At 35.6% G+C, this 26057-nt stretch carries 26 protein-coding genes; 13 read left to right on the top strand and 13 right to left on the bottom strand.

From position 1 onward, the window contains the following. Positions 1 to 10 precede the first annotated feature (10 nt). On the top strand, positions 11 to 799 hold the full coding sequence (lpxA, locus tag GN105_RS08165) for an acyl-ACP--UDP-N-acetylglucosamine O-acyltransferase (RefSeq protein WP_155284922.1): 789 nt from the start codon (positions 11 to 13) through the stop codon (positions 797 to 799). An 86-nt stretch (positions 800 to 885) separates the two neighbouring features. Next, positions 886 to 1452 (top strand): elongation factor P, encoded by a 567-nt coding sequence (efp, locus tag GN105_RS08160; protein ID WP_095894834.1) that lies wholly within the window; start codon positions 886 to 888, stop codon positions 1450 to 1452. A 64-nt stretch (positions 1453 to 1516) separates the two neighbouring features. Here the strand turns inward: efp and GN105_RS08155 are convergent, their stop codons facing one another. Continuing rightward, positions 1517 to 3988, bottom strand: coding sequence for an ATP-binding response regulator (locus tag GN105_RS08155; RefSeq protein ID WP_155284921.1), 2472 nt, complete (start codon positions 3986 to 3988; stop codon positions 1517 to 1519). Between the two features lie 211 nt (positions 3989 to 4199). Between GN105_RS08155 and GN105_RS08150 the strand changes: the two genes are divergently transcribed. The 5 genes from GN105_RS08150 (at position 4200) to dnaN (ending at position 9924) form a co-directional block, all read left to right on the top strand. After that, positions 4200 to 5228 (top strand): rod shape-determining protein, encoded by a 1029-nt coding sequence (locus GN105_RS08150; RefSeq protein WP_018280126.1) that lies wholly within the window; start codon positions 4200 to 4202, stop codon positions 5226 to 5228. A gap of 88 nt (positions 5229 to 5316) precedes the next feature. Next, entirely contained in the window at positions 5317 to 6150 is an 834-nt protein-coding gene (mreC, locus tag GN105_RS08145) for a rod shape-determining protein MreC (RefSeq protein ID WP_155284920.1), read from the top strand. Further along, on the top strand, positions 6143 to 6649 hold the full coding sequence (locus tag GN105_RS08140; RefSeq protein WP_155284919.1) for a rod shape-determining protein MreD: 507 nt from the start codon (positions 6143 to 6145) through the stop codon (positions 6647 to 6649). The genes mreC and GN105_RS08140 overlap by 8 nt, the downstream gene beginning before the upstream one ends. Beyond that, a complete protein-coding gene (mrdA, locus tag GN105_RS08135) occupies positions 6646 to 8508 on the top strand; it encodes a penicillin-binding protein 2 (RefSeq protein ID WP_155284918.1) in 1863 nt (620 codons plus the stop codon). The genes GN105_RS08140 and mrdA overlap by 4 nt, the downstream gene beginning before the upstream one ends. Positions 8509 to 8802: 294 nt before the next feature. Then, positions 8803 to 9924 (top strand): DNA polymerase III subunit beta, encoded by a 1122-nt coding sequence (dnaN, locus tag GN105_RS08130; protein ID WP_155284917.1) that lies wholly within the window; start codon positions 8803 to 8805, stop codon positions 9922 to 9924. A 58-nt stretch (positions 9925 to 9982) separates the two neighbouring features. Here the strand turns inward: dnaN and GN105_RS08125 are convergent, their stop codons facing one another. The 12 genes from GN105_RS08125 to GN105_RS08070 form a co-directional block, all read right to left on the bottom strand. After that, on the bottom strand, positions 9983 to 10264 hold the full coding sequence (locus GN105_RS08125; RefSeq protein WP_155284916.1) for an ATP-dependent Clp protease adaptor ClpS: 282 nt from the start codon (positions 10262 to 10264) through the stop codon (positions 9983 to 9985). A 12-nt stretch (positions 10265 to 10276) separates the two neighbouring features. Then, a complete protein-coding gene (gene prmA, locus GN105_RS08120) occupies positions 10277 to 11110 on the bottom strand; it encodes a 50S ribosomal protein L11 methyltransferase (protein WP_155284915.1) in 834 nt (277 codons plus the stop codon). A gap of 11 nt (positions 11111 to 11121) precedes the next feature. Further along, positions 11122 to 11859, bottom strand: a complete 738-nt coding sequence (gene lptB, locus GN105_RS08115) for an LPS export ABC transporter ATP-binding protein (RefSeq protein ID WP_155284914.1) — start codon at positions 11857 to 11859, stop codon at positions 11122 to 11124. A gap of 68 nt (positions 11860 to 11927) precedes the next feature. Next, positions 11928 to 12581, bottom strand: coding sequence for a hypothetical protein (locus GN105_RS08110; protein ID WP_155284913.1), 654 nt, complete (start codon positions 12579 to 12581; stop codon positions 11928 to 11930). Positions 12582 to 12642: 61 nt separating this feature from the next. Continuing rightward, the gene (gene tatC, locus GN105_RS08105) at positions 12643 to 13461 is read right to left on the bottom strand and encodes a twin-arginine translocase subunit TatC (protein ID WP_155284912.1); all 819 of its coding nucleotides are present in this window, start codon (positions 13459 to 13461) and stop codon (positions 12643 to 12645) included. A gap of 149 nt (positions 13462 to 13610) precedes the next feature. Beyond that, positions 13611 to 15836 carry a helix-turn-helix domain-containing protein gene (locus GN105_RS08100; protein WP_155284911.1) on the bottom strand — a complete coding sequence of 742 codons (2226 nt, stop codon included), beginning with the start codon at positions 15834 to 15836 and terminating at the stop codon, positions 13611 to 13613. A 109-nt stretch (positions 15837 to 15945) separates the two neighbouring features. Further along, a complete protein-coding gene (locus tag GN105_RS08095; protein ID WP_155284910.1) occupies positions 15946 to 17613 on the bottom strand; it encodes a sodium/sugar symporter in 1668 nt (555 codons plus the stop codon). Between the two features lie 154 nt (positions 17614 to 17767). After that, positions 17768 to 18238 carry a DUF6678 family protein gene (locus GN105_RS08090; RefSeq protein ID WP_155284909.1) on the bottom strand — a complete coding sequence of 157 codons (471 nt, stop codon included), beginning with the start codon at positions 18236 to 18238 and terminating at the stop codon, positions 17768 to 17770. A 51-nt stretch (positions 18239 to 18289) separates the two neighbouring features. Next, a complete protein-coding gene (locus GN105_RS08085) occupies positions 18290 to 18712 on the bottom strand; it encodes a PH domain-containing protein (protein ID WP_155284908.1) in 423 nt (140 codons plus the stop codon). A 61-nt stretch (positions 18713 to 18773) separates the two neighbouring features. Further along, complete coding sequence (locus tag GN105_RS08080; protein WP_155284907.1) at positions 18774 to 19928, bottom strand: galactokinase; 1155 nt, start codon at positions 19926 to 19928, stop codon at positions 18774 to 18776. Positions 19929 to 20096: 168 nt separating this feature from the next. Then, positions 20097 to 20378 (bottom strand): hypothetical protein, encoded by a 282-nt coding sequence (locus GN105_RS08075; RefSeq protein ID WP_155284906.1) that lies wholly within the window; start codon positions 20376 to 20378, stop codon positions 20097 to 20099. Between the two features lie 171 nt (positions 20379 to 20549). Beyond that, on the bottom strand, positions 20550 to 21572 hold the full coding sequence (locus tag GN105_RS08070; protein ID WP_155284905.1) for an aldose epimerase family protein: 1023 nt from the start codon (positions 21570 to 21572) through the stop codon (positions 20550 to 20552). 131 nt (positions 21573 to 21703) lie between these two features. Between GN105_RS08070 and GN105_RS08065 the strand changes: the two genes are divergently transcribed. Genes GN105_RS08065 through GN105_RS08040 form a run of 6 tightly spaced genes read left to right on the top strand, consistent with a single transcriptional unit; the run spans position 21704 to position 25856 of the window. After that, positions 21704 to 21994, top strand: a complete 291-nt coding sequence (locus GN105_RS08065) for a DUF493 family protein (protein WP_155284904.1) — start codon at positions 21704 to 21706, stop codon at positions 21992 to 21994. Between the two features lie 41 nt (positions 21995 to 22035). Next, positions 22036 to 22695 carry a DUF4290 domain-containing protein gene (locus GN105_RS08060; RefSeq protein WP_173014982.1) on the top strand — a complete coding sequence of 220 codons (660 nt, stop codon included), beginning with the start codon at positions 22036 to 22038 and terminating at the stop codon, positions 22693 to 22695. 12 nt (positions 22696 to 22707) lie between these two features. Beyond that, entirely contained in the window at positions 22708 to 24018 is a 1311-nt protein-coding gene (gene murA / locus GN105_RS08055; RefSeq protein ID WP_155284903.1) for a UDP-N-acetylglucosamine 1-carboxyvinyltransferase, read from the top strand. A gap of 38 nt (positions 24019 to 24056) precedes the next feature. Next, positions 24057 to 24677, top strand: a complete 621-nt coding sequence (udk, locus tag GN105_RS08050) for a uridine kinase (RefSeq protein WP_155284902.1) — start codon at positions 24057 to 24059, stop codon at positions 24675 to 24677. Then, the gene (locus GN105_RS08045) at positions 24677 to 24985 is read left to right on the top strand and encodes an FtsB family cell division protein (protein WP_155284901.1); all 309 of its coding nucleotides are present in this window, start codon (positions 24677 to 24679) and stop codon (positions 24983 to 24985) included. Before udk ends, GN105_RS08045 begins: the two co-directional genes overlap by 1 nt. A gap of 13 nt (positions 24986 to 24998) precedes the next feature. Beyond that, positions 24999 to 25856 (top strand): glycosyltransferase family 2 protein, encoded by an 858-nt coding sequence (locus tag GN105_RS08040; RefSeq protein WP_155284900.1) that lies wholly within the window; start codon positions 24999 to 25001, stop codon positions 25854 to 25856. The last annotated feature ends 201 nt before the right edge of the window (positions 25857 to 26057 follow it).

Here is a 26057-nt window from a genome sequence, read left to right as displayed (position 1 = left end):
TTAAAAGGCTATGAATCAACCTTTGGCGTATGTGCATCCCGGAGCAAAAATAGCTCAAAATGTGGTAATTGAACCTTTTTCAACCATTCATAATAATGTTGAAATTGGTGAAGGAACTTGGATAGGTCCTAACGTAACGATTATGGAAGGGGCAAGAATCGGTAAGAATTGTTCTATTTTCCCCGGAGCTGTGATTTCTGCAATTCCTCAAGATAAAAAATTTCAAAATGAAGAAACTGTTACCATTATTGGAGACGGAACAACTATCCGAGAATGTGTAACAATCAATAGAGGAACGATTGACAAAATGAAAACCGTAGTAGGAGAGAACTGCTGGATAATGGCTTACAGTCACATTGCTCACGATTGCATTGTGGGAAATCATTGTATATTCTCAAATAACACCACTTTGGCAGGTCATACGATGGTTGGGGATTATGTAGTTTTGGCGGGAATGGTTGCGGTTCAGCAATTTACTACTATCGGGAATCACGCATTTGTAACGGGAGGTTCTTTGGTTCGTAAAGATGTACCACCGTATGTGAAAGCGGCACGTGAGCCACTTTCTTATGTGGGTATCAATTCCGTTGGTTTGCGAAGAAGAGGATTTACGCCTGAAAAAATCAGAGAAATACAAAACATTTACAGGATTATTTTCCAAAAAGATTTCAATACCACACAAGCACTTTCCATAGTGGAAGCAGAAATGGAAGCTACTCCTGAAAGAGATGAAATTTTAGATTTCATTCGTAATTCCTCACGAGGGGTAATGAAAGGTTACACAGGAGGAAGTATGTAAAACATATTGTGTTTCTGTGTTTTATGAAGAAGTTTCAATATCGTTTATGAAAAAGTAAAAAATTTAATAACAATTAATTATAATAGATGGCAACAACAGCAGATATTAGAAAAGGACTATGTATCCGTTTTAATCACGACATTTACAAAATAATCGAATTTTTGCACGTTAAACCGGGAAAAGGACCTGCTTTCGTTCGTACCAAATTGAAAAGTGTTACCACAGGAAAAACTCTTGATAACACTTTTTCTGCAGGACATAAAATTGACGATGTACGTGTAGAAACACGCTCTTTCCAATATTTATACGAAGAAGGAGATGATTTTGTGTTTATGAATACAGAGGATTACAATCAGGTAAACATCCGTAAAGATATGCTGGATAATCCCGAATTACTTAAGGAAGGAGAAATAGTAATGATTATCTTCAATGCAGAAGATGAATCTCCTCTTTCTGTAGAAATGCCTGCCAGTGTGATACTTACGGTGACTCACGTTGAGCCAGGGGTAAAAGGAAATACAGCGACCAACGCTACAAAACCGGCTACCGTAGAAACGGGAGCAATCGTAAACGTTCCTTTATTTATCAATGAAGGAGACCGTATTAAAGTTGAAACTGAAAAGGGAACATATGTAGAAAGAATGAAAGATTAATCATCTTTTTTACAAAGCAAAAAATCCGAATTTCATCACGAAATTCGGATTTTTGTTTTCTATTTTAACTATTACAGTATTTTTCAATAGCTATCTTGCATTCTTCATTAAAAAGTTTTTCTAAATTGTTGATTTTAACACGAAGTTCTAAAATATCACTTTCTTCCGAAATGCCATTTAAGTAATTTAATATTTCTACTTCTCTTTTAGCGTTTATTTGCCCGAACATACTTCGCATTTTATGTGCAATAGCTCGGATATGCTCATATTCTCTAATATTCGCAAATCGTTTTAAGTTTGCAATGTTTTTTACAGAATCATTTATAAAAGTTTCATAAAGAGCAATAATAGCCTCCTTATCATCTCCCATAAACTGCTCCAGAACTTCAGGGCGATATTCTATGGAATCAATAATCAAAGGAGGAGGAGAAGCAAAACTATTTGTCTCTATTTTTGGGAAAAATGAGTTTAACTTCTCGTAAAATTGCTGAGGAGTGAAAGGTTTTGGTAATATTCCTGAAAAGCCACTTTGTGTATAGAAACTCTCGGGAACGTCTTTCCTTCCGGTAATAGCCAATACAGGAATAGGCTTGTCTTTGTATTTCTCATTGAATAATGTAACGAAGTGAAAACCATTCATTTCAGGAAGCTGAATGTCCGTGATGACCATATCAAAACTAAGTGAATTCATTTTAGAAAGAGCCTCTTTTCCATTACTAAAAGGAATAACTTTTATGTTTTTTTGGTGTAAAAGTTCTTGAATAAGACCTAAAATGGTTGCGTCGTCATCAATTGCAAGGATTTCGATTTCGTTAGGAGTTTTGTCAGAAGTCCATTTGTTTGAAACAACTTTTTGATTTTCAGTAACTTTTTCAGATACAAAGCGAAAAGTAAACGTACTTCCTACATTTTCTTCACTTTCAAGAGTTATTTTTCCTTTCAGCAGATGAGCCAATTTTTGCGAAATATGCAAACCTAATCCCGAACCTCCGTAACGTTTTGAAACATCTGTATTGGCTTGCGTAAATTCATCAAAAATATGAGCTTGTTGCTCTTTTTTTATACCAATTCCAGAGTCTGAAATTGAGATGATAATTTCTGAAGCCTTGTCAGTGAAAGGTTTGGCTTCGGCTTTAATGCAAATTTCTCCTTTTTCAGTGAATTTAAAAGCGTTGGAAATCAGGTTGTAAAGAATCTGTCTGATACGATAAGAATCATTTGTAAATTTACTATTACGAATTGTGTCAGAAATTTCCATTGACAGGGTAATAGGTTTAGATTTGTATATAGACCTCACATTATCAGAGACTTCCTTGATAGTGTCAGCGATATTTATAGGAACTTTTTGTATGGTAATTTTTCCCGCTTCTAATTTTGAATAATCCAATAGTTCATCAACTAATTTTTGAATATATTCTGAAGAATATTTAATATGAGAAAGATAATTTTTACCTTTTTCTGTAATGTCTTGTTTTCTAAGGAGTTCGGAATATCCTATTATGGAACTAAGAGGCGTTCGTAAGTCGTGACTGACCATAGAAACGAGTTGCTCTCTGCTTTTCAATAAACGATTGCTTTTCAGGTTTGCCGTTTCCAATTCTTGTCGATAAGCCTGAATTTTCCAAAAATCTCGTATGATGATAAAAGAAAGTAAAACGGTTACGATTATGGCAAAAACATAAGAAAGAATTAAGAAAGACTTACTTTTTTTGAAAATAATTTGCCGCTCGTTATTAATTTCTTGTGAACTTTTTAAGATGTCTTCTTCAAAATCAGAAAGTAAGTCGCTGATTTTCTCTGACATACGGTTATCATTGTGCCAAAGAGTCTGGATTTTTTCGTTTTGTTTATACTTGTATTTTTGAGTTTCCCGATGAACCTTATTTAACAATTTTAAGGTTTCCATAACAGTTTCATCAAACTTCGATTGATTTCGAGTAGGAGGGATTTTTATGTCCTTATATCGTTTTAATATGGAAGGAATATCCGGCTGGGTTTCACTTTCCGTGTTTGTTGAATCTCTTCTGGGACCTATTCTCTCTTGCCTTGTTATGATGTTGTCATTCAACAAAAAATGCCCAAGTGAAGGCTCCAAACTTGAAAGTTTTTTAATAGCATTACGAATTGTAATTGACGAAGCATCATTACGCTGAATGGCTTTTAATTCTTGAAGGTTTTTACTTTTTAATTGAATCAACATCTGCACAGTATCAAGCATTTGCAAGTGTTTTTCAGAGGTAATATTTTTTTTGAATTCTACAATGCTATCTTCCAGAATTTTGTTTTTCTTCAAAAAAGATTTTAGAGCTTGCTCATCATCGGTACGAATTGCTATTTTTCCGGCACTTTCCGTTTCATTCATAAGAGTTAATATCCTGCCGATTTTCAGCATTTTATCTCTATTAGATTGGTTTATGTTTTCTGATGAGGTTAATTTTTGAATTTCCTTATAAGTAACAACCGTTACAGTTGCAGATGTTAATATTAATAGAAGATATCCTAAAATTATTTTTAATGTTATTTTTGGGGATTTCATATATTTCCTAAGCTGAAAATTTAACTCTTAACAGCAAAAGTAACATTTTTTTATGATTTAAAATAGTATTTTGGAAATTTAAGGATTAAAATTGAAATTTGTTTGGAAAAACATTTTTTTTTTCATAAAATTGCAGTCGCATAAATAGAATAGTTTTCTTTTTATAAATGATTCATTTTAAATAAATTATCTCTAATACAACTACACAAATATGGGTTTTTTTGACTTCTTAACAGAAGAAATAGCAATAGATTTAGGAACAGCAAATACATTAATCATTCATAATGACAAGGTAGTGGTGGATAGTCCATCGATTGTCGCTCAAGACCGAACTTCACACAAAATTATAGCAGTAGGTAAGGAAGCTCGGTTAATGCAAGGAAAAACGCACCCTAATATCAAAACAATCCGACCATTAAAAGATGGAGTAATTGCTGATTTTGACGCTTCGGAGCAGATGATTAGTATGCTTATCAGAAGTGTGCCGGCTTTGAAAAGACGTTTTTTCTCTCCGTCATTGCGTATGGTGGTTTGTATTCCTTCGGGAATTACAGAGGTGGAAACGCGTGCTGTTCGTGAGTCGTGCGAGCGTGTAAATGGGAAAGATATTTACCTTGTTCACGAACCGATGGCTGCAGCTATTGGTATCGGGTTGGATATTATGCAGCCTAAAGGAAATATGATTATTGATATCGGAGGAGGAACTACAGAAATTGCCGTAATTGCCTTAGGAGGAATCGTTTGTGATAAATCCGTGAAAATTGCTGGTGATATTTTTAACTCTGATATCGTTCACTATATGCGTACTCAACATAACTTGTACGTAGGTGAAAGTACTGCTGAAAATATCAAAATCACGATTGGTGCAGCAACAGAAGATTTAGACCTTCCGCCAGATGATATTATGGTGCAAGGACGCGATTTGCTAACAGGAAAACCTAAACAAGTGCAAGTTTCATACCGTGAAATGGTAAAAGCATTGGATAAATCCATTTTACGAATTGAAGACTCTATTATGGAAACATTGTCACAAACACCTCCCGAGTTAGCTGCAGATATTTATAACACAGGGATTTATATGGCTGGTGGCGGAGCTATGTTGCGAGGTTTGGACAAACGAATTTCCTTAAAAACCGATTTGCCAGTTTACGTGGCAGAAGATCCGTTGCGTGCGGTAGTTCGTGGAACGGGAATCACTTTAAAAAATATAGATAAATTTAGAAGCATACTTCTTAAGTAATAGTTTATGATTTTGAAATTGTAAGGTGTAGGATGCTGAAAGCTCGCACCTTACAATTTGTATTTTAAAAATATGTAATTTAGAGCTTATGCAACAAATCATTTTGTTTTTTATTCGTAAAAGAAACTTTTTTGTGTTTTTGTTGCTTTTTTCTTTTTCTATCTTTTTGATTATCAAAGATAATTATTATCCACAAAGCAAGTATATTAATTCTGCTAATGCTATCTCGGGGAGTTTATATAATTTTTCAAGTTATTGGGCTCAGTATTTTGATTTAAGAGGTCAAAATACTCTTCTTAGTGAGGAAAATAAACAACTTCGAAGCAAAATATTTGCATTGGAGAATCAGCTCAAACAAAGTATTTTAGCTGATAGTCTGCCATTTTTTGATGCAAATCAATACAAGGTTTATACGGCTAATGTTATAAAAAATAGCTTCTTACGGAAGAAAAATTACTTAACAATTGATAAGGGAGAAGAAGAAGGAGTAAAACAAGATATGGGAGTGATTTCTCCTAAAGGAATTGTAGGAATTGTTGAAAATACTTCTGGTCAGTTTGCTACGGTTCAGAGTGTGTTGAACATAAAGTCTTCTTTAAATGCAATGGTAAAAAGAACAGGGCATTTTGGTTCACTCAAATGGAACGGACAAGAATTAAATATTGTTCAATTGGTTGATATTCCTAATATTGCCCCAATCCAAAAAGGAGATACCATTGTTACGGGAGGAATGTCAAGTATTTTCCCTAAAGGAATTCCTATTGGGCGTATTATGAACATTACCAAAAGCCAAATGGATAATTCCTTTGTTGTTGATATTAAGTTGTTTACAGATATGTCAAATGTAGATTTCATTTACATAATTGAAAATAAGGACAAAGAAGAGATTAGTAATTTAGAAAGCCAAAATCCTAATGAATAATCTTTTTATTAAAAATACGTTTTTATTTATTGTGCTGGTACTGTTACAGGTACTTGTATTTAGTAATATTGGTTACTTGGGATACGCAAACCCGATGATATATTTACTTTTTGTAATTATTTATCCATATAGAGAATCTAAAATACCATTTTTATTTGCGGCTTTTCTGATAGGTTTGTGTATTGATATTTTTTCAAACACAGGAGGAATTCACGCAGCCAGCACGGTTTTTGTAGCGTATGTTCGTGCGAGAGTATTGAAGTTTGTATTCGGGAATAATTTTGATTTTCAGGAAATAAAACTTTTGCAATATCCTCCTGCAAAGGTGTTTTCTTATACTACAATTATCGTTGTATTGCATCACACATTATTTTATTTTCTCGAAATATTTAACTTCAATCATCTGTTTACAACCTTTGTGAAAATAGGAATTGCTTCGGTTTTTACAGTTATTGTGTGTTTGCTATTTATCTACATATTTAGGAGTCAGAAGAAATGAGAAAGTACTTGTTGTTTATCATAATTATCTTAACATCAGTGATTTTTGTAATCCGCTTGGTGTATCTTCAGGTTGTAGAATTTAATGAAAATTCACGTCCTGATGAAGATGTTGCTGTTGAGGTGGTTTATGATTATCCGGAGAGAGGCTATATTTATGACAGAAATGGGCAACTTCTGGTTTCTAACCAACCAGCATACGATGTTATGGTAATTCCTAATGATGTTAAACGATTGGATACGTTAGAATTATGCGGATTGTTAGCGATTTCAAAGGAAGATTTTAAAGAACGTTTACAAAAGGCAAAAAAATATTCTTACCGCAAGCCCTCTGTTTTGGTAAATCAGCTTTCAAAGGTTGATTATGCTGTTTTGCAAGAGAAATTACGCAAATTTGATGGTTTTTACATTCAAAGACGCTCGTTACGTCATTATTTAACACGTAATGCGGGAAATGTTCTGGGATATATAAGTGAGGTAAACGAATGGGAGTTGAAAGAGAATTCGTACTATATCGCTGGAGAATTAGTTGGGCGTCAGGGAGTTGAAAAACAATATGAATCTTTTTTACGAGGCGAGAAAGGAGTTCGTTATTTTCAAAAAGATAGACATAATCGTCAAATAAGTAGCTATAAAGAAGGAATGTTGGATACGCTTCCCATTATGGGACAATCTTTACAATTGACGTTAGATATTGGTTTACAGGCTTATGGTGAAGAATTAATGCAGAATAAACGAGGCGGCATTGTTGCAATTGAGCCTAAAACAGGGGAAATATTAGCATTAATTTCTGCTCCTACTTTTGACCCTAATTTACTTGTGGGAAGGCAACGATCTAAAAACTATACGGCTCTCTATCAGGATTCTATAGCTAAACCTTTGTATGATAGAGCTTTACTTGCAGAATATCCTCCCGGGTCTCCTTTTAAGGTAATTAATGCATTGATAGCTTTGCAAGAAAACGTAATAGCTCCTTCAACTTCCTTTAGTTGCGGAGGAGGATACCGATACGGAAATCGTATAATGCGTTGTCATTGTGGACGTTCAAGTAATGATTTGTTACACGGTATCGCATATTCTTGTAACTCATATTTTGCCAATTCGTACAGACGTAGCATTGAAAAGTATGGAAAGCCTGCCGTTGGAATGGATGTTTGGAGTAAACACGTTAAAAGCTTTGGTTTAGGAGGTTTTTTGGGAAGTGATTTTCCTACAGGGCGACCCGGAAAAATTCCGAATACAGCTCTGTATGATAGGCAGTACGGTCAAGGTCGTTGGGCAGCAACGTATAATATTTCAAATGCGATAGGGCAAGGAGAGATACTGACAACTCCGATACAACTTGCTAATGTAATGGCTATTATAGCCAACAGAGGATATTTTTACACGCCTCATATTGTAAAAAAAATAAATGATGAGGTCACGCCATTTAAGGAATTTACAACAGTCAAGCAAACAACGATTGATAAGAAGCACTTCGAGCCTATAATTCAGGGGATGAATACCGCATACAATTCAGGTACTGCACGCGGAACAAGAATAGAAGGAATTGATATCGGAGCAAAAACAGGAACTGCCGAGAATTTTGTCCGAATTAACGGAAAACGAATGCAATTAACTGACCATTCCATTTTTGTGGCATTTGCACCAATTGATGACCCTAAGATAGCTATCGCCGTTTTTGTGGAAAATGGATATTATGGGGCGAGAGTAGCAGGACCAATTGCTTCACTGATGATAGAAAGGTATATTAAAGGAGAAGTCTATCGTTGTGATTTAGAGAAGCGAATGCTTGAAAAAAGCTTAGAGGAAGAATATGCAAAACCGTACAGCGGGCAACCTTTCCGTATCAATCAATAGGATTTGAGCCGCTTACCAAATTGATAAATCCTGAATTTTTTTGGTCTGGAATTTCTTTTTTGAAAATCTTCAAAAGTATGAAATATTTCATTTTTTTGAATTTTGTAACCTGTTAATAATCAAAATGTAATATATGTTGTATGTGATTTTGCAACAGACTATTCTTAAAAATAGTTTTGTGATATTGGATTTTTGATTATATTTGTCATTATTTATTTCTTAGTATCACGAAAGTGTAAAAAATACTTTCTTTTTTTAAGAAAATTTTAAAAATAAAAACATACATAAAAAAATATGAAATTTATTGTATCAAGTTCGTACTTATTAAAAAAATTGCAGGTAATAGGAGGTGTTATCAATAGTAGTAACACAATGCCAATCCTTGACAATTTTTTATTTGAATTGGCTCCGAATGTGTTAACTATTTCAGCATCAGATTTGGAGACAACAGTTAAAGGAGCTTTAGAAGTGGAATCGGATTCTGAAGGAAGCATTGCAGTACCTGCAAAGTTGTTGATAGAGATATTGAAAACTTTTGCCGAACAACCACTTACATTCATTGCAAAAGATAATAACACAATAGAAATTAGTTCAACACACGGAAAATACTCGTTAGCGTATTTAGATGGAGAGGAGTTTCCAAAACCTGTAAGTCTGTCTGAAGCTAATAAGGTAACTTTACTTGGAGATGTTTTGGCTACTGCGATTCAAAAAACGATTTTTGCTGTTGGGAATGATGATTTACGTCCTACAATGAGCGGAATTTTCTTTGAATTCAATGAAGAAGGCTTGACTTTTGTAGCAACAGACGCCCACAAATTGGTAAAATATCAACGTACAGATATCAAAGCAACAGAAACTTCAGAGTTTATTATGCCTAAAAAACCTTTGAATTTATTAAAAGGAATTTTGGCTGGAAGTGAAACAGAAGTTACCGTAGAATATAATGAAAGCAATGCCAAGTTTTCTTTTGACGGAATGGAATTTATTTGTAGATTGATTGACGGAAAATACCCGAATTATGATGCAGTGATTCCAAAAGAAAATCCTAATAAACTGACTGTTAATCGTGTACAGTTTTTAAACTCGGCACGACGTGTTTCAATCTTCTCAAATAAAACGACACATCAAATCCGTTTGAAAATAGCAGGTTCTGATTTGCAGGTTTCAGCAGAAGATATTGATCATAGTAACAAAGCAGATGAGCGTTTTGTTTGTAATTATCAAGGTGATGATATGGAAATCGGATTTAATTCTCGCTTCTTGATTGAAATGTTGAATAATTTGGATTCGGATGAAGTAATGCTTGAAATGTCAATGCCAAACAGAGCAGGTATTTTAACACCTCTTGATGGATTAGACCCAGGAGAAAGAGTTTTAATGTTAGCTATGCCTATAATGTTGAATAACAATTAATTAAAAGGATAAGTCAAAAAAGGGAATAAATTTTTATATTTATTCCCTTTTTTGTTTTTTATTCAATTTCAGCACTTAAGCCGGCATTTAGTAAGGCAAGACACATAGGTCTTAATTTTTCGTAACTTCCTGATTTTACATCACATTTTCCCTTAAAGTGAACTATGATAGCACATTGTTCAGCTTGGTCATAAGTATGTTTGCAAACACTAATTAAGGTTTCAATCACGTGATCAAAAGTGTTTACATCATCATTGTACAAAATAAGATGACATCCATCATCCAAGAGTTCTTCTGTAGAAGTTGTGGTTTGTGTTTTTTCTTGGTGACTGAAAATCATAATTTTAAAGGTTTAATTTTTTCTAAATTTCAAAGCAACCCATTGATTGCGTTCCAACTTCTCTGCAAACTCCAAATTGTGTTCATTGCATTTATCTGTGATTGCAGGTTCATCGGATTCATAAAATCCGCTCAAAAATAATGTTCCTCCCAAAGGTAAACTCTTTGCGTAATGAGAAATATCGGCAAGTAAAATATTCCGATTGATATTGGCTATAATTACATCAAATTTTTCATTGTTAAGAAGTGAAGCATCACCTAACTTTATTGTGATATTTTTACAGTGATTTCGTTCTGCATTTTCAAGAGAATTCTCAACACACCAATTATCAATGTCAATAGCAGTTACGGATTCCGCACCTCGTTTTTCAGCCATAATAGCCAAAACACTTGTTCCGCATCCCATATCCAATACTTTTTTTCCTTTCAAATCAGTGTTTAGCAGAAATTGCAACATCATATAGGTGGTTTCGTGATGTCCTGTGCCAAAGCTCATTTTCGGTTCTATGATGATGTCATAAGGCGTGTTTGGAATTTCGTGAAAAGGAGCCCGAACCGTGCAAATATTATCAACAACAATGGGGGTGAAATTTTTCTCCCATTCTTCATTCCAGTTGATTTGCTCTATGGTTTTGAATGTGTATGAAATTTCAAAATCAGGAGATTTTAAGATGTTGATATCGTTCAAAATGGACTCGTGCCATAAATTCTCCTGAATATAAGCCAATATCCCATTTTCGGAATCTACAAAACTTTCAAAACCACACTCCGCCAATTCGGCAACTAAAATTTCCGAAGCTACCCCAAGAGGCTTAATTATAAAGTTGTATTCTATATAATTGTGCATTTTTCAATTATTTATTCCATTTTCTTTTTACGCAACTCAAAGTTTTTACCCAGATAAACTTTTCTAACAACTTCGTCTTCAGCAAGTTCTTCCGGAGTTCCTGCCTTTAAAATTCCTCCCTCAAACATCAGGTAGGTTCTGTCAGTAATAGAAAGGGTTTCCTCAACGCGGTGATCAGTAATTAAAATTCCGATATTTTTGCTTTTTAATTGAAATACAATTGATTGAATATCTTCAACAGCAATCGGGTCAACTCCGGCGAAAGGTTCATCAAGCAGAATAAATTTTGGGTTTGTTGCCAAGGCACGGGCTATTTCAGTACGCCTGCGTTCTCCTCCCGAAAGCAAATCTCCTCGATTTTTTCGGATGTGCCCCAAACTGAATTCATCAATAAGTTCATCTACTCTTTTTTCCTGCTCCTTCTTGGATAGTTTGGTAAGTTGTAACACACTTTTGATATTATCTTCAATGCTCAATTTTCTAAAAACAGAAGCCTCTTGTGCCAAATATCCGATTCCGTATTGTGCTCGTTTGTACATCGGAAAATTTGTAATATTTTCACGATCAAGGTAAATTGTGCCTCCATCGGGTTTTATTAAACCAACAATCATATAGAAAGAGGTTGTTTTTCCGGCTCCGTTTGGACCTAAAAGCCCTACGATTTCACCTTGATTTACTTCCAAAGATACGCCTTTAACAACTTTCCTTCCTTTGTATATTTTAATAATGTCGTTTGCAATCAGCTTCATTTCAAATAGTTAAAAAACAAGCACAATAGTGTGCAGAATTCAGGTGTGTTTTTGAAATTACTAACCTTTTAGAATTCAAATCGGTATGGCATTTCGTCCAATTCGGTTTCCAAATCAACCCAATCGTGAACTTCCGTAACAAGGCTGTAAACCATTTTTTCTGTCAAAATTTTTCCTTCGTAGATATCTTTGATGGTTTGTTCTGACATATCTTCTCTTAAAAAAGTTTCGCCTCCGAAAAAATCAATTGCCCAATTTTTATATTCTTCCGGTTTGGTAGTAATTTGGTCAAATTTATGAATAAATTCCTCAATTTCAAAATTTTCTTCATAATTCCAAGTTTCACCATCCAAAGACCAAATTACGAACGGAATATCGGCATTTGAAAAATTTTTGCGATAATAAGGAAGGAACACTTTCGGAATCTTTTTTTCAAATAATTGATTGTCAGAGTTTACGTTTTCATCCGAGTTTGTTGAAGGAACAATAAGGCAAGCTTTATCGGTAAAGTAAAACGAGAGCGAAGTGCCGTCTTCCTCCTCAAAACCAAGCCCCCATTGAGCTTCAATTCCGTCATATTCTTCCTGATTGCTTTTGTAATACGTGTGGTATGTTTCAAACTCATAACCACATATAATCCAGTCAATTACAGCTTTGCCTTTGCAAATCTGTTTCAACGTTTTTACGTTGGGCAGTTGTTGTAAGTAGGTTTTACAATCCATTGAATCGTATTTATTATAAATTAAAAGTTCTGATTTTTAGGGTTTTATTTCGATTTGATTTTTATAATTCTGATTTTTTTCGCTTTTCTTCCTTCTTTATCACATATTTTGATATGAAAATACTTACTTCATACAAGATTAAAATAGGGATAGTTACGATGATTTGGCTGGTTACATCGGGTGGAGTAATTATGGCTGAAACAATCAAAATAATCACAAGGGCGTGTCTGCGATACTTTCTCATAAAAGAGGGCGTAAGCAATCCTAATTTCGTTAGGAAATAAACAACTATCGGAAGCTCAAAAACAAGTCCGCAAGATATTACAGATGAGCGTACTATGGATACGTAAGAGCTTAAATCAATTTGATTGATAACCTCATCACTCACAGTGTATGACCCTAAAAAACTAATTGAAAGAGGAGCTATCAGGTAGTAGCCAAACAAAATTCCTAAGAAAAACAGAGCGGAGGCAATCAAAATAAATCCGCTTGCTAATTTCCGTTCGTTTTCGTACAAGCCTGGGCTGATAAATTTCCAAAGTTCATACAAAATATAAGGGAAAGCAATAACTACCCCCGTCCAAATGGAAGTCCAGATATGAGCCGAAAATTGCCCAGCCATCGTTCTGTTTTGCAATGTAAAAGGCAATTCTTGCGAACAAAAAACACTTTCATAATCAAAGAGTTGCCCGAGTTTACAGAACATTCGGTATGTGAAAAAATCTCCTTCTTTTGGTCCGAAAATAATTGCAAAAACGTAATCTTTATAAATGAAAGCAAGGACAGCGACTATTAAAACAGCTATCGTTGAGCGGATTAAATGCCAACGCAGCTCTTCTAAATGGTCTAAAAAAGACATTTCATCTTTTTGAGGTGTCATATATTTTTTTAAGTAAAACGCTCTTTTAAAGGTTCAATTATTGTGCAAATATACATTTTGTTTTCAATTTTCAGCATTTTTGAAAGAATTTTTTTGCAATAGGAAAAACAATTGATATGTTACGCGAAACAAAATGGTTATCAATGATTCTATGTGCTTGTTTCCCAATGAGTTTTGAATAAACGAAGCTCGTCCCAAGTATATTTCCCATTAAATTTTTCAAAAATATTTCCTAATGAATAATTTTCTTCCTCATTGAAAACCTCGGTGAGTTCCCGCATCGCATTTTCTGACAGAATTTCAGAAATGTTAACTCTTTTTTGCTCAACGAGTTTAATTAAATGACGATAAATGGTTGTTTCGGTAAGCATTCGCTTTTCTGCGACAGATTGTATTGAGTGAGAAGCCTCCCAAAGTTGTAAAGTAATCTCGTAAGTAGAAATTTTTTCTTTCGGAATTTTTGTGTCTTTTTCGTCTATATTTTCAGCTACAAAAAGTTGTTTGTCTTTCAAGTGTTGTTTTACTTTCAAAACCAATTCTTCACGTATATTTTTTAATTGTTCGGTATTGATGTTTTGATTTTCAAAGTCTTTTTCTTCTTGAGCCAATCGGATTAATTGCTTTGTTTTTAGAAGATTTCGGATAATTTTTGTTGTTACATCTTCCAAATCAGATAATTCTTCTTTGAATTGCTTCACTTTTTTTAATGTACTGATTTCTCCGTCAATACACAAGATTTCAAACCAAATTTCTTTTAACTTGGGTGTGAAATAGGAATACGCTTTTTCAAAACGCTCACAAAGGAATGAAAAATCATAGCTTGAAATGAAAATGTTTTTCAACTGTGAGATGAATTTTTCGGCAATTTGTGTCAGTTCAATGGCTTGTGATAATTTTTCGTATGCCCAATTTTTGTAAGAATTTTTCTTTCCTACATCACCAATATAACTTGATTTATGTAAGTTCCATTGTCCCAGAAAGTTATCCCATTGAAAACATTCAAGTACGCATTTTTCCAGAAAATGTTTTTTACCTATTTGGCAAGCGTTAAGTATTTCAGATTCAGATGCTCTGTTTTCGGCATATTGCATTATGTTTTGGTCATTGGCAATTCCGTTTTCATTAATGCAGGAAAGAAGCACCAAACCGTCCAGAGAACGCAGACGAGAAAAAGCCACATACGCCTGTCCTGAAGCAAAAACTTTATCCAAATCCAAAACAGCTTTTTCAAATGTAAGTCCCTGACTTTTATGAATCGTAATTGCCCACGCCAGCCTGAGCGGATATTGCGTAAAAGTTCCTAACCGCTCCTCTTCAATGTCCTTTGTTTCTTCATTGATGCGATAACGAATATTTTCCCATTCGTAACGTTCCACATTGATTGTTTTTCCGCCATCTAACTGTACCTCAATCTCATTTTCAGAAAGAGAAGTTATGGTTCCCATTTTTCCGTTGAAAAAAAGCTTTTCGCCGGATAAATCGTTTTTGATGAACATAACTCTTGCACCTTCTTTCAAATGAATTTCTTTTTCAATAGGATACATATTTTCGGGAAAATCACCAACAACGATAGCTTCATAGGTAAACTCTTTCGTGGTTAGTTTGCTCATTTTCTCATTGTTAATGGCGTCAGCTTTGGCATTGTGTGTTGTTAATGTTATGAAATCATTTTCAGGTTTGAAATTAGGTTTTACATATTGTTGTAAATACTGTATGTCTTTTTGCGTTAAATTGTTGCTTCTTAAATTATTAAGAATGGATATGAAATGAGGGTCTGACTGACGATATATTTTTTCCAGCTCAATGTAAAGTGGCGGATTTTCCGAAATTACTTTCGACTGGAAGAAAAACATTCCTTCATAGTACGATTTTAGAACTTCCCATTCGTCATTTTTTACCACTGGCGGAAGTTGAAGTAAATCACCGATAAACAATACCTGCACGCCTCCGAAGGGTGATTTGTTTTTTCGAACGGTTTGTAGCATAAAATGCATTGCATCCAAAACATCAGCACGTAGCATACTTACTTCATCAATCACTAAAAGTTCCATATTTTCAATGATTTGGCGTTTGCTTTTGTGCATTTTAAAGTGTTTTCGTAATGTTGCTTGGTTCTCAAATCGGGCATTGCCACTTACGAGGGGTGGAGTAGAAAGGCTTGGCAGGAATGAGGCAAAGGGCAATTGAAACATTGAATGAATGGTTACACCTCCTGCATTGAGGGCTGCAATTCCTGTGGGAGCCACAACAACGGTATTTTTATGGCTTTTTTCAATGATTTTGTGTAGCAAAGTTGTTTTTCCCGTTCCTGCTTTTCCTGTCAGAAAAATATTCTGATGAGTTTGATTAACCAATGTGAGAATTTGTTTTTCCATAAAAAATCGGTAACGAGCAAAGGTAATAAATTATTTTGGAAGTTGAAATTGTACAAAAAGAAAGGAGTTACCTTTTGGGCAACTCCTTAAGAAATATTGTTTTTTGTTCTTACCAGAAGATAGCGTACAGAGCCACTAAAAGTATGATAATCACATAAGAAGCAATGTTGAACGTCGAATTTGTTTTGAATGTATTTTTATCGATGATAATAGCTTTTTCGCTAACGGCACCTTTGTTTTCAAAATGGCTAATCACAGCGATAATTACCATCGAAACAATCCAAGTAATCATCATTTGATGCATCCAAGGTAGGGTAACAAACAAGCCGCTTAAAGCAGAATCTGCCATCCATCCGTTAGGACCTATTTTGAAGTAGAAGGCAATTAATGTTGAAAGAAGTATTCCCCAAATAGCTCCTTTGTTTGTAGCCCGTTTGTAGAACAATCCCATCATAAATACGGCTAAAATTCCGGGACTTACCAATCCGGTATATTCCTGAATGTACTGGAACATTTGGTTGATTCCTCCCAGAGCCGGAGCCACAACCAAAGCAATTACCAAAGCTGCCGCAGCCGAAATACGTCCCACGCTTACCAATTGTTTTTGAGAAGCTTTTGGATTCAGGTTTTGTTTGTAAATATCCATAGTGAAAATTGTGGCAGTAGAGTTGAGCATTGAAGCCAATGAAGAAACAATCGCTGCTGCCAAAGCTGCTACAACTAATCCTTTTAATCCTGTTGGGATAAAGGTTTTGATAAGCCAAGGATATGCGTTGTCGTTCATTATGGCTCCGTCAGCTCCTGTGAAGGCTTCTTTTACACCATCAATGGTAGCTGTTCCTGCTCCGTTTTGATGCATAACATATGCTACAATCCCCGGAATTACAACCAACACAGGTACAATCATTTTCAAAAAAGCCGCAAAAACAATTCCTTTTTGTGATTCTTTCAAAGATTTTGCTGCCAAAGTACGTTGAATGATGTACTGATTGAACCCCCAATAATATAAGTTTGCCACCCAAAGTCCGCCAACAAGTACGGCAATTCCGGGTAAGTTCATATATTCTGGATGTGATTCATTCAAAATCATTTTAAAGTGATCGGGAGCAACGTCAAAGATGTGTTGCAAGCCACTTATCACTCCTCCTTGCGGTGTTACGTTATCAAGAGCAATATAAGCCGTGATAAGCCCTCCGATGACAAGCAATGTTACTTGAATCACATCCGTCCAAGCCACTGCTGAAAGTCCTCCCCACAAAGAGTATGCTGCTGCAAAAAGAGCCAAACCAATCATTGCGTAAAAGGGATCAACGCCCAAAACCACTTGCAAAGCTTTTCCACCCAAAAACAGAACGCTGGTAAGATTTACAAATATGAATAAAGCCACCCAAAAAACCGCAAGAATTGATTTTAAGTTGGTACTGTATCGTTTTTCGATAAATTCGGGAATGGTGTACAATCCTTTTTCAATAAAAATAGGCAGAAAATATTTCCCTACGATAATTAATGTAAGAGCAGCCATCCATTCGTAGGAAGCAATCGCTAAACCTAATGCGAATCCGGAACCCGACATTCCGATGAACTGTTCAGCAGAAATATTTGCGGCAATCAGTGATGCTCCAATTGCCCACCAAGGAAGGGATTTGCTCGCTAAGAAGTAATCTTCTGCTGTTTTCCCTGAATCTTTTTTGCTACGCGACACGAAAAGCCCTACACCGAGAATAACCATCGCATATAGTGCGAAAATCACATAGTCCAACGTTGTAAATGAATTCATATATTAAAATTTTAGTATGTTTTTATTTTTTCGGGTGCTAATTTACGGAATTATTTTTACAAATAAGCTAATACAGTGTAAGAATTTATGACAACTTATAATTGTAAGAAATCATTTTATCCCATCAAGAAATCTAATTTATTAGGCTTTAAAATTAGGAATAGCCCAAAATCCTCAGGAAATTATCGGTCTGCTCGAAACGAAACTCTCCAAAGCGAGATAAATATGTTCTAATTTGCTCAATATCTTGTGTTTGTTTGATAGGTTCCACGAACTTTCCTATCTGGTTTCCATTCCACGATTTTAGAAACTCCAAATATTGAATTTCTCTGTAAAATGTCGGATATTCGGCGGTGGTGATTTGGTTGGAAATATATTCTTGTTGAATGTATTGACCTAAGTTACTTTGTATATTTCTGAAAACAAGTTCGTTCACGCACGGTTCAAAGAAATTGTATATCTCACATTGCTTTATCAAATCCTGATTTTGGCAAATTGCCACGAAAAGTTTTTTCCATTTGGAATTGCTCATAAAAGAATTTGAAAAAGAACGAATTTTCTTTTCTAACCGAATGATATATGCTTGATAACAAGCTTCATCTTCAAAAAAATCCTTAAACTCCATTTTTTTAGATATTTTAAAAGATTTCAAAATCTCGTTTCTGAAGCTGTTGAATTACAAAATTATCTCTATATTCGGGTTGATTTTCAGTAAGTCGGAGATGAATACCGTTCTGTCTTTCGGGGAAATTAAAATATCATCATATTTATTGTACAAAATTTCAATACGGTCAAACGATGCGGCAGGGCTACTCAAAATAGAATTGCTTTTCCTTATCTTGCGAATTGTTTCAATGTCTATTTTTACTTTGTAAAGAAATCCTGCTTTTATAATAAGTTGTTTCTGGTCAATAATATAACGAATACCCCAAATACAATTCCCTAATAATAAAGCCGAAAGCAAAATTATTATAGCTAAAATTATTGTATCACTAAAAGAAGTGGACTCATATAACAAAAATATGAGAGGAAAGAATGTAATTGCGATAACAATTCCAAAAAGAAATTTATCAACTTCTGATTTATATACTTTTTTCATCTTCAAAACAATAAAAAAGCCAAGTAGAACAAATTTTTTATTTCACTTGGCTTTCTGATGATTATAATTCACGAGTTCCGTCACCGATGCTCACGTCATACACCGATGGGGCATACCCGATTTTTTGCGTATAGCTTTCGATGATGTGTTTTTTGTAGGCTTCCACTCGGTCGTTTTTAACCAGTGCAATGGCACAACCACCAAAGCCCGCTCCGGTCATACGAACGCCTGTAACGCCATCAAAATTAATGCTTTCCAAGTAAATGGTATCCAATTCTTTGCCTGTAACTTCGTAATCTTCCATTAAGGATTTATGTGAGGCGGACATCAATTCTCCGAAACGTTTCACATCGCCCGATTTTAAGGCTTTTTCACTTTCTTTCACGCGTAAATTCTCGTAAATTACGTGCTTAACTCGTTTTTGCATCTCTTCCGTAAGTTCGTTTTTGTGAGCTTCAAAATACTCGGCAGGAATAGAACAAAGGTCTTTGAAATCGGCATTTTTGTTGAAGATTTCCAACGCTGCCTCGCAAGTAGCACGACGTTCGTTGTATTTGGAATCCGCCAGTTTTCGTTCTTTATTAGTGTTGATAATCAGTAGTGTATCTTCTTTTAGAACGAAAGGCGTATAGGTATAATCCAACGTTTGGCAATCCAAAATGATGGCGTGGTCTTTTTTCCCCATTCCGATGGCAAATTGGTCCATAATACCGCAATTCACGCCCACGAATTTGTTTTCCACGTTTTGCGAAATTTTCACCAATTCAATTTGATTTTTTCCCAATCCGAAAAGTGAATTTAACGCAAAGGAGGTTACCAATTCAATGGAAGCCGAAGAGGAAAGTCCGCCACCGTTAGGAATATTTCCGTAGAAAAGAAACTCCAAACCGCTGAATTTCACGCCCTGACGCGTAAAATAATCGATGCAACCCAACGGATAGTTTATCCAAAGGCTTCCGTTTTTGGTGTATCCTTCGTGATTGACGGTTACTTGATGTGTCGATTCAGGGAAGTTTAAACTTTTGAAGGTAAACGTATTGTCGTTTGTTTTGCGAACCGCTAAATACGTTCCGTTCCCCAAGGCACAAGGCATTACCAGTCCGCCGTTGTAGTCGATGTGTTCGCCAATCAAATTCACGCGAGCCGGTGCAAAAAATACCTTGTCGCAAGGTTGCCCATAGCTTTTCTGAAATTCTTCTTGTATATATTTTTTCATTTTTTGAAATATTTTTTTCTGTTTTTGTACTAATTAAAGATACATTTTTATTTCCGTATTACCAATTTTAGGCAATCTGAAATCTTTTTATAGTTTTATTTTATGTTTTTTACTTCTGACAAATGCTTGAAGCTCTAAAACGTGTGTTTTCTTCATTCGCCTAAATGCTCAAAGCTTCAAAACGCGTGTTTTCTTCATTCGCCTAAATGCTCGAAGCCTCAAAACGTATGTTTTCTTCATTCGCCTAAATGCTTGAAGCCTCAAAACGTATGTTTTCTTCAAACGGCTAAATGCCCGAAGCTCCAAAACGTGTGTTTTCTTCAAACGGCTAAATGCCCGAAGCCCCAAAACGTGTGCTTTCTTCATTCGGCTAAATGCTCGAAGTCTCGAAACGTATGTTTTTACCTTTCGGGAAAATCCCGATGTGTGCCTCCTGATGTTTTCTTCCATCGGGAAAACCCCGAAGGCTCGAAACGTATGTTTTCTTCTATCGGGAAAACCCTGAAGCTTTAAAACGTTTGTTTTCTTCTATCGGGAAAATCCCGAACCTTCACAACGCGTGTTTTCTTATTTCGAATAAATGTCCGAAAGGCAAAAACTTTCGTTTTAAATTTTGAAAGTTTATGCTATTTCAATGAACTTAAAAATAGTAAAGTGTTTGTATTCCTGCTCCGGATTCAGCTGTGTGGATTGAAACTGCGGATAGTTCAACGCATCGGCAAAACCTTGACATTCAAAGCATATTCCTGCATTTTGTCCGGTAGATTTTCTGTTTTTAGGGTGTAATTCGGGGACGTAATATCCGCCATAAATGTGCAATACGGGGTGATTGGTACGCACGTCCATACGAATGCCACTGTCATTGCAAATGAGCGACCCAACGGTTTCATTTTCCGAAACTTGACGCGGGAAAGCATTATCGATATCAGGATGAACGGGCGTTGGCTTGCGATAATCCCAATGTGTGCCTTCCACAAGGAGCAATTCGCCTGTTGGGGAATAATCGGGATTTAGCGGAGAAACGCGGTCGCCGTTAATCTGTAAAAGGTGATTTAAAATGTTATCCGAGTTGGTGTTGAGGTTAAAATAAGCGTGTTGAGTCAGATTCAGGATAGTGGGTTTGTTGGTAGTGCCGTGATAATCCACCCGAAGTTCGTTTTCGTCGTTGAGCGAATAGGTTACTTGTACGGTAACTTCGCCGGGAAAGCCCTCTTCGCCATCGGCAGAAACATATTGGAAAGTTACTGATGGAATCGGCTCGTCTTTCACCGAAACGACTTCCCAAACTTTGCTGTCGAATCCTTCAAAACCGCCGTGCAGTTGTGCTGCGTTGTGGTTTACGGTCAGTTGTAGTGTTTCGCCGTTAAGGGTGGTTTTTCCGTTTTTGATACGTCCGGCATTTCGCCCGATGATGGCACCGAAATACGGATATTCTTTGCGATAATCTGCACTTAGATATTCTTCCAAAGTGTCGAATCCCAGTACGGTTTCGATGTGTTTTCCGTCTTTCGGGAATTTGACGGAAGTAATGATGCCACCGAAGTTAGTTACAGATACTTCCATACTGTTTTTATTGGTCAGTGTGAAGTGTTCTACCTTTTTATTTTTATGAGTTCCGAAGGGTTTTTGTGTGATATTTTTCATTTTCAAAAATTTTGACGAAGGTACGAAAATTTTGTCGGAGCACAATGTTTTTCGGTATATAAATATTCAAAAACAGAAAATATTTTTTCTCTTCTGATGAAAACTGCTATCTTTGCAAAAAAAGTTTTAGAATGAAATCAGAGCAAGAATTAGCTGAATTTTATGAACGTTTAAAAAAAGAATTAGAAGAAACTACTTCTTTCCCAACAAAGTATCTGTACAAGTTTATCATACCTACCGATGCCCAGAAATTAGAAACAATTGATTCAATTTTCAAGCAAACCAATGCGGAAATAAAAACACGACCTTCCTCAAACGGAAAATATACCGGAGTTTCCGTATCTGTCCTTTTACAAAATCCGGACGAAGTAATTCACTATTACAGAGAAGCGGGTAAAATAGAAGGAATTGTTTCGTTGTAAGAAATTTAGGAATATATTTAAGAGCAGAATAAATAAGAAATATGGAGAATCAAAATACGCAAAATATGTCCGAAAATATGGGGTTGGAATACAACACGGAACGAACTCCTTTGATAATCCCCGAATACGGGCGACATATTCAGAAAATGATTGAAAAAGCCATAACCATTGAAGATAGAGAAAAGCGGAACAATACGGCAAAGAGTATCATTGCCGTAATGGGGAATATGTTTCCTCATCTGCGAGATGTTCCTGATTTTCAGCATAAATTGTGGGATCAGCTTTTTATTATGTCGGGTTTTCGCTTAGATGTTGATTCTCCTTTTGAAAAACCAACTCCTGATGTGTTAATCAAACATCCTGATGTTCTTCAATATCCGCAAAATCATCCGAAATATCGATTTTACGGCAATAATATAAAGAAAATGATTGAAGTTTGCATAGGTTGGGAAGAGGGGCAGCTGAAGGAAGCACTAAAGTATTCCATAGCTAATCATATGAAAAAAAGTTATTTAACTTGGAATAAAGAAGCCGTTGAAGATGAAGTGGTTTTTCAGCATTTATATGAACTTAGCGATGGACAGATTGACTTGACCAAAGCAAAAGAATATTTGACCAACAGTAACGAACTCATCAAAACCAAACAGAATTTAACCAAAAGAACTTCACAAGGTAAGAAAACAAATTATAAAAAGAGCTAAAAACTTTCAACTATGGGCGTATTTAAAATTGAAGGAGGACATACATTAAAAGGTGAAATTACTCCACAAGGGGCTAAAAATGAGGCTCTTCAGGTTTTGTGTGCGGTGTTGCTAACCGACGAAAAAGTTACCATACACAACATTCCCGATATATTGGACGTCAATAAGCTAATTTCGTTGCTCGAGAATTTAGGAGTAAAGATACAGAAGTTAGGGAAAGGTTCGTACAGTTTTCAGGCTGATGAAGTTAACCTAAAATACTTGAAATCAAATGCTTTTCAGTCCGAAGGGCAGGGACTTCGAGGTTCAATAATGATTGTGGGGCCGCTTTTGACACGTTTTGGTGTGGGATATATTCCTCGTCCGGGCGGGGACAAAATCGGTCGTCGCCGTTTGGATACACATTTTGAAGGATTTATCAAATTAGGAGCTGATTTTAATTATGATAAAGAACATCAAACATATAGCGTAATCTGCAATCGCCTTAAAGGAGCGGATATGTTGCTTGATGAGGCTTCGGTAACGGGAACATCAAACATCATTATGGCGGCAGTTTTGGCAGAAGGAAAAACAACCATTTACAACGCTGCTTGCGAACCTTACGTGCAACAGTTATGCCGAATGCTTAATTCAATGGGAGCTGATATTCAGGGGATTGGTTCTAACTTTTTGACCATTAACGGAGTTGAAAAGCTCTCGGGATGCACGCACACACTTCTGCCGGATATGATTGAAATTGGTAGCTGGATTGGGTTGGCAGCTATGACTCAGAGTGAAATCACAATCAAGAACGTAGGTTGGGAGCATTTAGGATTGATACCTAATGTTTTTCGAAAGTTAGGAATTACTATCGAACGCAGAAATGATGATATTTATATTCCCGCACATACGCAAGGATATGAAATTCAGAATTACATTGACGGCTCCATTTTAACAGTTTCCGATGCTCCTTGGCCTGGATTCACCCCCGATTTGCTTAGTATCATATTGGTGATGGCAACACAGGCACGTGGTGAGGTACTGATTCATCAAAAAATGTTTGAAAGCCGTTTGTTCTTTATTGACAAACTGATAGATATGGGAGCTAAAATTATTTTGTGCGACCCGCATCGGGCTACGGTTATTGGGAATGATTTTAAATCTCCTTTGAAGGCTACGCTGATGACTTCTCCTGATATTCGGGCGGGGATTGCCTTGTTGATTGCCGCACTTTCTGCCAAAGGGACTTCTACAATCTACAACATAGAGCAGATAGACAGAGGTTACGAGAGCATAGACGAACGCCTCAGAGCTTTGGGAGCAAAAATAATTCGAGTTAATTAATTGTGAATAAAAAATTTATATAAAAAGAAAAATAAAAAATGCTAATCATAGGAATTACGGGAGGAACAGGATGTGGAAAAACAACGGTTGTAAATCAGATAGTTAAAGAGCTGTCGGGAAAAGAAGTAACGGTAGTTTCTCAAGATTCATATTATCGTGATATGAGTCATTTGCCTTATTCGGAAAGGGTTAAAGTCAATTTTGACCACCCGAGTTCCATTGATTTTGATTTGCTGAAAGAACATTTAATGGCACTCAAAGAAGGAAAGTCGGTTGAGAGTCCCGTATATTCGTTCGTGGAGCATAATCGTACAGGCGAAACGGTATTAATACATCCTACGAAAGTAATTATCGTGGAAGGTATTTTGATTTTTTCGCACGCTGATATTCGTCGTTTGTTTGATATTAAAATTTATGTTCACGCCGATTCGGACGAACGCTTAATTAGACGTATTAAAAGAGATACCACGGAAAGAGGAAGAGATGTAGAGGAAGTTCTCCATCGTTATCAAACTACCTTAAAACCAATGCATTTGCAGTTCATTGAGCCTACAAAAGAATATGCCGATATCATAATTCCTAACAACAGAAGAAATAATGTTGCCATTGATATTATAAAAACCATCGTTCATAATCGAATTTATCAAACTGTTTCCTGATGAAGTCCGTTCTTCGATATATCGCATTTTTGAAAGGGTATAGGTTGTATGCTTTTATACTTCTTTTTTTCTTCGTCTGGATGGCTTTCTTTGACGCAAATTCTCTATTGACACACAGGGAGTTAAATAAGGAAATTAAAAAACTGAACAAGCAAAAACAGTTTTTGGAAAAGGAAATAGAAAAGGATAAAAAAAGTCTGAAAATCCTCAATACCGACGAGGGAAAAGAAAAAATGGGAAGGGAGGCATATTACTTAAAGCACGATAACGAGGAAATTTTTATAATAGAATACGATACAATAGATTGAAAATTAAAGTTATATGAACTTTGGGATTATCATTCCTGCTCATAATGAAGCAGATTGTATTGAAAAAACGCTGGAATCTCTTTTCAAACAAACGAAAAAGCCTCTGCAAGTTATCGTCGTTGATGATTGCTCCACCGATTCAACTCCTCAAATTTTAGAAAAAATTAAGCAAGAAAACCCTTCTCTGACAGTTTTGCGTAGGGAAGAGGGAGCTACGCATTTGCCTGGAAGTAAAGTAATTCAGGCATTTAATGCGGGGTTGCCTCTTTTGAAAGAAAACATAGATGTAATTTGCAAATTTGATGCAGATTTGATTTTCCCACCTAATTATTTAGAAGTTTTAGCGAATCATTTTTCTGAAAATCAGAAAGTTGGTATGTGTGGGGGATTCTGTTATGTGGAAAAAAACGGCAATTGGGTTTTGGAAAATCTGACAAACAAAGACCACCTCCGAGGTGCAGTTAAAGCCTACCGAAAAGCCTGTTTTTCAGATATTGGAGGGCTGAAAACTGCAATGGGTTGGGATACAGCCGATGAGCTTTTGGCTCGCTTCTATGGTTGGGAGGTAAAAACAGATGATACATTGAAAGTTAGGCATTTACGACCAACTGGAGCGGGATATAATCTGAATGCTCGTTTTTTGCAAGGAAGTGTTTTTTATCGTTTGCGTTATGGCTTTTTGCTTTCCGTTTTGGCTTCGGTAAAATTGGCTCTTAAAAAGAAGAAATTCAGTTTGTTCAAAGATTATTTGCGAGGTTATTTCAAAGCTAAAGCTGAAAAACAAACCTTTTTGGTAACTCCTGAACAAGGCAAATGGATTAGAAATTACCGTTGGAAGAAAATTTTGGCGAAGGTTTTTAAAGAAAATTAATATTTGCCAAAGATATTTCTCACAGATTTCACAGACAATACTGATTTTTAGGATAAAAATCTTCTACTTTAATTTCTTTACATTCTTATCTTCTAAATCTTTTTGTTAAATTTCGTTGAAATATTTTGTATTATAGTTAATTTTTATACATTTGCCCCCACATACATTAACTCAACTCCAAGCATAAAAATACTATGAAAA

It is taken from the genome of Capnocytophaga felis (genome assembly GCF_009684755.1).
In the GTDB taxonomy this organism is placed as follows: Bacteria; Bacteroidota; Bacteroidia; order Flavobacteriales; family Flavobacteriaceae; genus Capnocytophaga; species Capnocytophaga felis.
This window is presented reverse-complemented; position numbering and strand designations above follow the sequence as displayed.

Bases quoted from the DNA above. Each gene is read 5' to 3' on its own strand.
- GN105_RS08095 (WP_155284910.1), bottom strand. From the start codon at position 17,613: ATGAATTCATTTACAACGTTGGACTATGTGATTTTCGCACTATATGCG.
- GN105_RS08155 (WP_155284921.1), bottom strand. From the start codon at position 3,988: ATGAAATCCCCAAAAATAACATTAAAAATAATTTTAGGATATCTTCTA.
- murA (WP_155284903.1), top strand. From the start codon at position 22,708: ATGGGCGTATTTAAAATTGAAGGAGGACATACATTAAAAGGTGAAATT.
- GN105_RS08125 (WP_155284916.1), bottom strand. From the start codon at position 10,264: ATGATTTTCAGTCACCAAGAAAAAACACAAACCACAACTTCTACAGAA.
- mrdA (WP_155284918.1), top strand. From the start codon at position 6,646: ATGAGAAAGTACTTGTTGTTTATCATAATTATCTTAACATCAGTGATT.
- efp (WP_095894834.1), top strand. From the start codon at position 886: ATGGCAACAACAGCAGATATTAGAAAAGGACTATGTATCCGTTTTAAT.
- lptB (WP_155284914.1), bottom strand. From the start codon at position 11,859: ATGAAGCTGATTGCAAACGACATTATTAAAATATACAAAGGAAGGAAA.
- tatC (WP_155284912.1), bottom strand. From the start codon at position 13,461: ATGACACCTCAAAAAGATGAAATGTCTTTTTTAGACCATTTAGAAGAG.
- GN105_RS08070 (WP_155284905.1), bottom strand. From the start codon at position 21,572: ATGAAAAATATCACACAAAAACCCTTCGGAACTCATAAAAATAAAAAG.
- GN105_RS08085 (WP_155284908.1), bottom strand. From the start codon at position 18,712: ATGAAAAAAGTATATAAATCAGAAGTTGATAAATTTCTTTTTGGAATT.
- GN105_RS08065 (WP_155284904.1), top strand. From the start codon at position 21,704: ATGAAATCAGAGCAAGAATTAGCTGAATTTTATGAACGTTTAAAAAAA.
- GN105_RS08060 (WP_173014982.1), top strand. From the start codon at position 22,036: ATGGAGAATCAAAATACGCAAAATATGTCCGAAAATATGGGGTTGGAA.
- GN105_RS08080 (WP_155284907.1), bottom strand. From the start codon at position 19,928: ATGAAAAAATATATACAAGAAGAATTTCAGAAAAGCTATGGGCAACCT.
- GN105_RS08040 (WP_155284900.1), top strand. From the start codon at position 24,999: ATGAACTTTGGGATTATCATTCCTGCTCATAATGAAGCAGATTGTATT.
- dnaN (WP_155284917.1), top strand. From the start codon at position 8,803: ATGAAATTTATTGTATCAAGTTCGTACTTATTAAAAAAATTGCAGGTA.
- GN105_RS08150 (WP_018280126.1), top strand. From the start codon at position 4,200: ATGGGTTTTTTTGACTTCTTAACAGAAGAAATAGCAATAGATTTAGGA.
- mreC (WP_155284920.1), top strand. From the start codon at position 5,317: ATGCAACAAATCATTTTGTTTTTTATTCGTAAAAGAAACTTTTTTGTG.
- udk (WP_155284902.1), top strand. From the start codon at position 24,057: ATGCTAATCATAGGAATTACGGGAGGAACAGGATGTGGAAAAACAACG.
- GN105_RS08090 (WP_155284909.1), bottom strand. From the start codon at position 18,238: ATGGAGTTTAAGGATTTTTTTGAAGATGAAGCTTGTTATCAAGCATAT.
- GN105_RS08110 (WP_155284913.1), bottom strand. From the start codon at position 12,581: ATGGATTGTAAAACCTACTTACAACAACTGCCCAACGTAAAAACGTTG.
- GN105_RS08045 (WP_155284901.1), top strand. From the start codon at position 24,677: ATGAAGTCCGTTCTTCGATATATCGCATTTTTGAAAGGGTATAGGTTG.
- GN105_RS08075 (WP_155284906.1), bottom strand. From the start codon at position 20,378: ATGGAAGAAAACATCAGGAGGCACACATCGGGATTTTCCCGAAAGGTA.
- lpxA (WP_155284922.1), top strand. From the start codon at position 11: ATGAATCAACCTTTGGCGTATGTGCATCCCGGAGCAAAAATAGCTCAA.
- GN105_RS08100 (WP_155284911.1), bottom strand. From the start codon at position 15,836: ATGGAAAAACAAATTCTCACATTGGTTAATCAAACTCATCAGAATATT.
- GN105_RS08140 (WP_155284919.1), top strand. From the start codon at position 6,143: ATGAATAATCTTTTTATTAAAAATACGTTTTTATTTATTGTGCTGGTA.
- prmA (WP_155284915.1), bottom strand. From the start codon at position 11,110: ATGCACAATTATATAGAATACAACTTTATAATTAAGCCTCTTGGGGTA.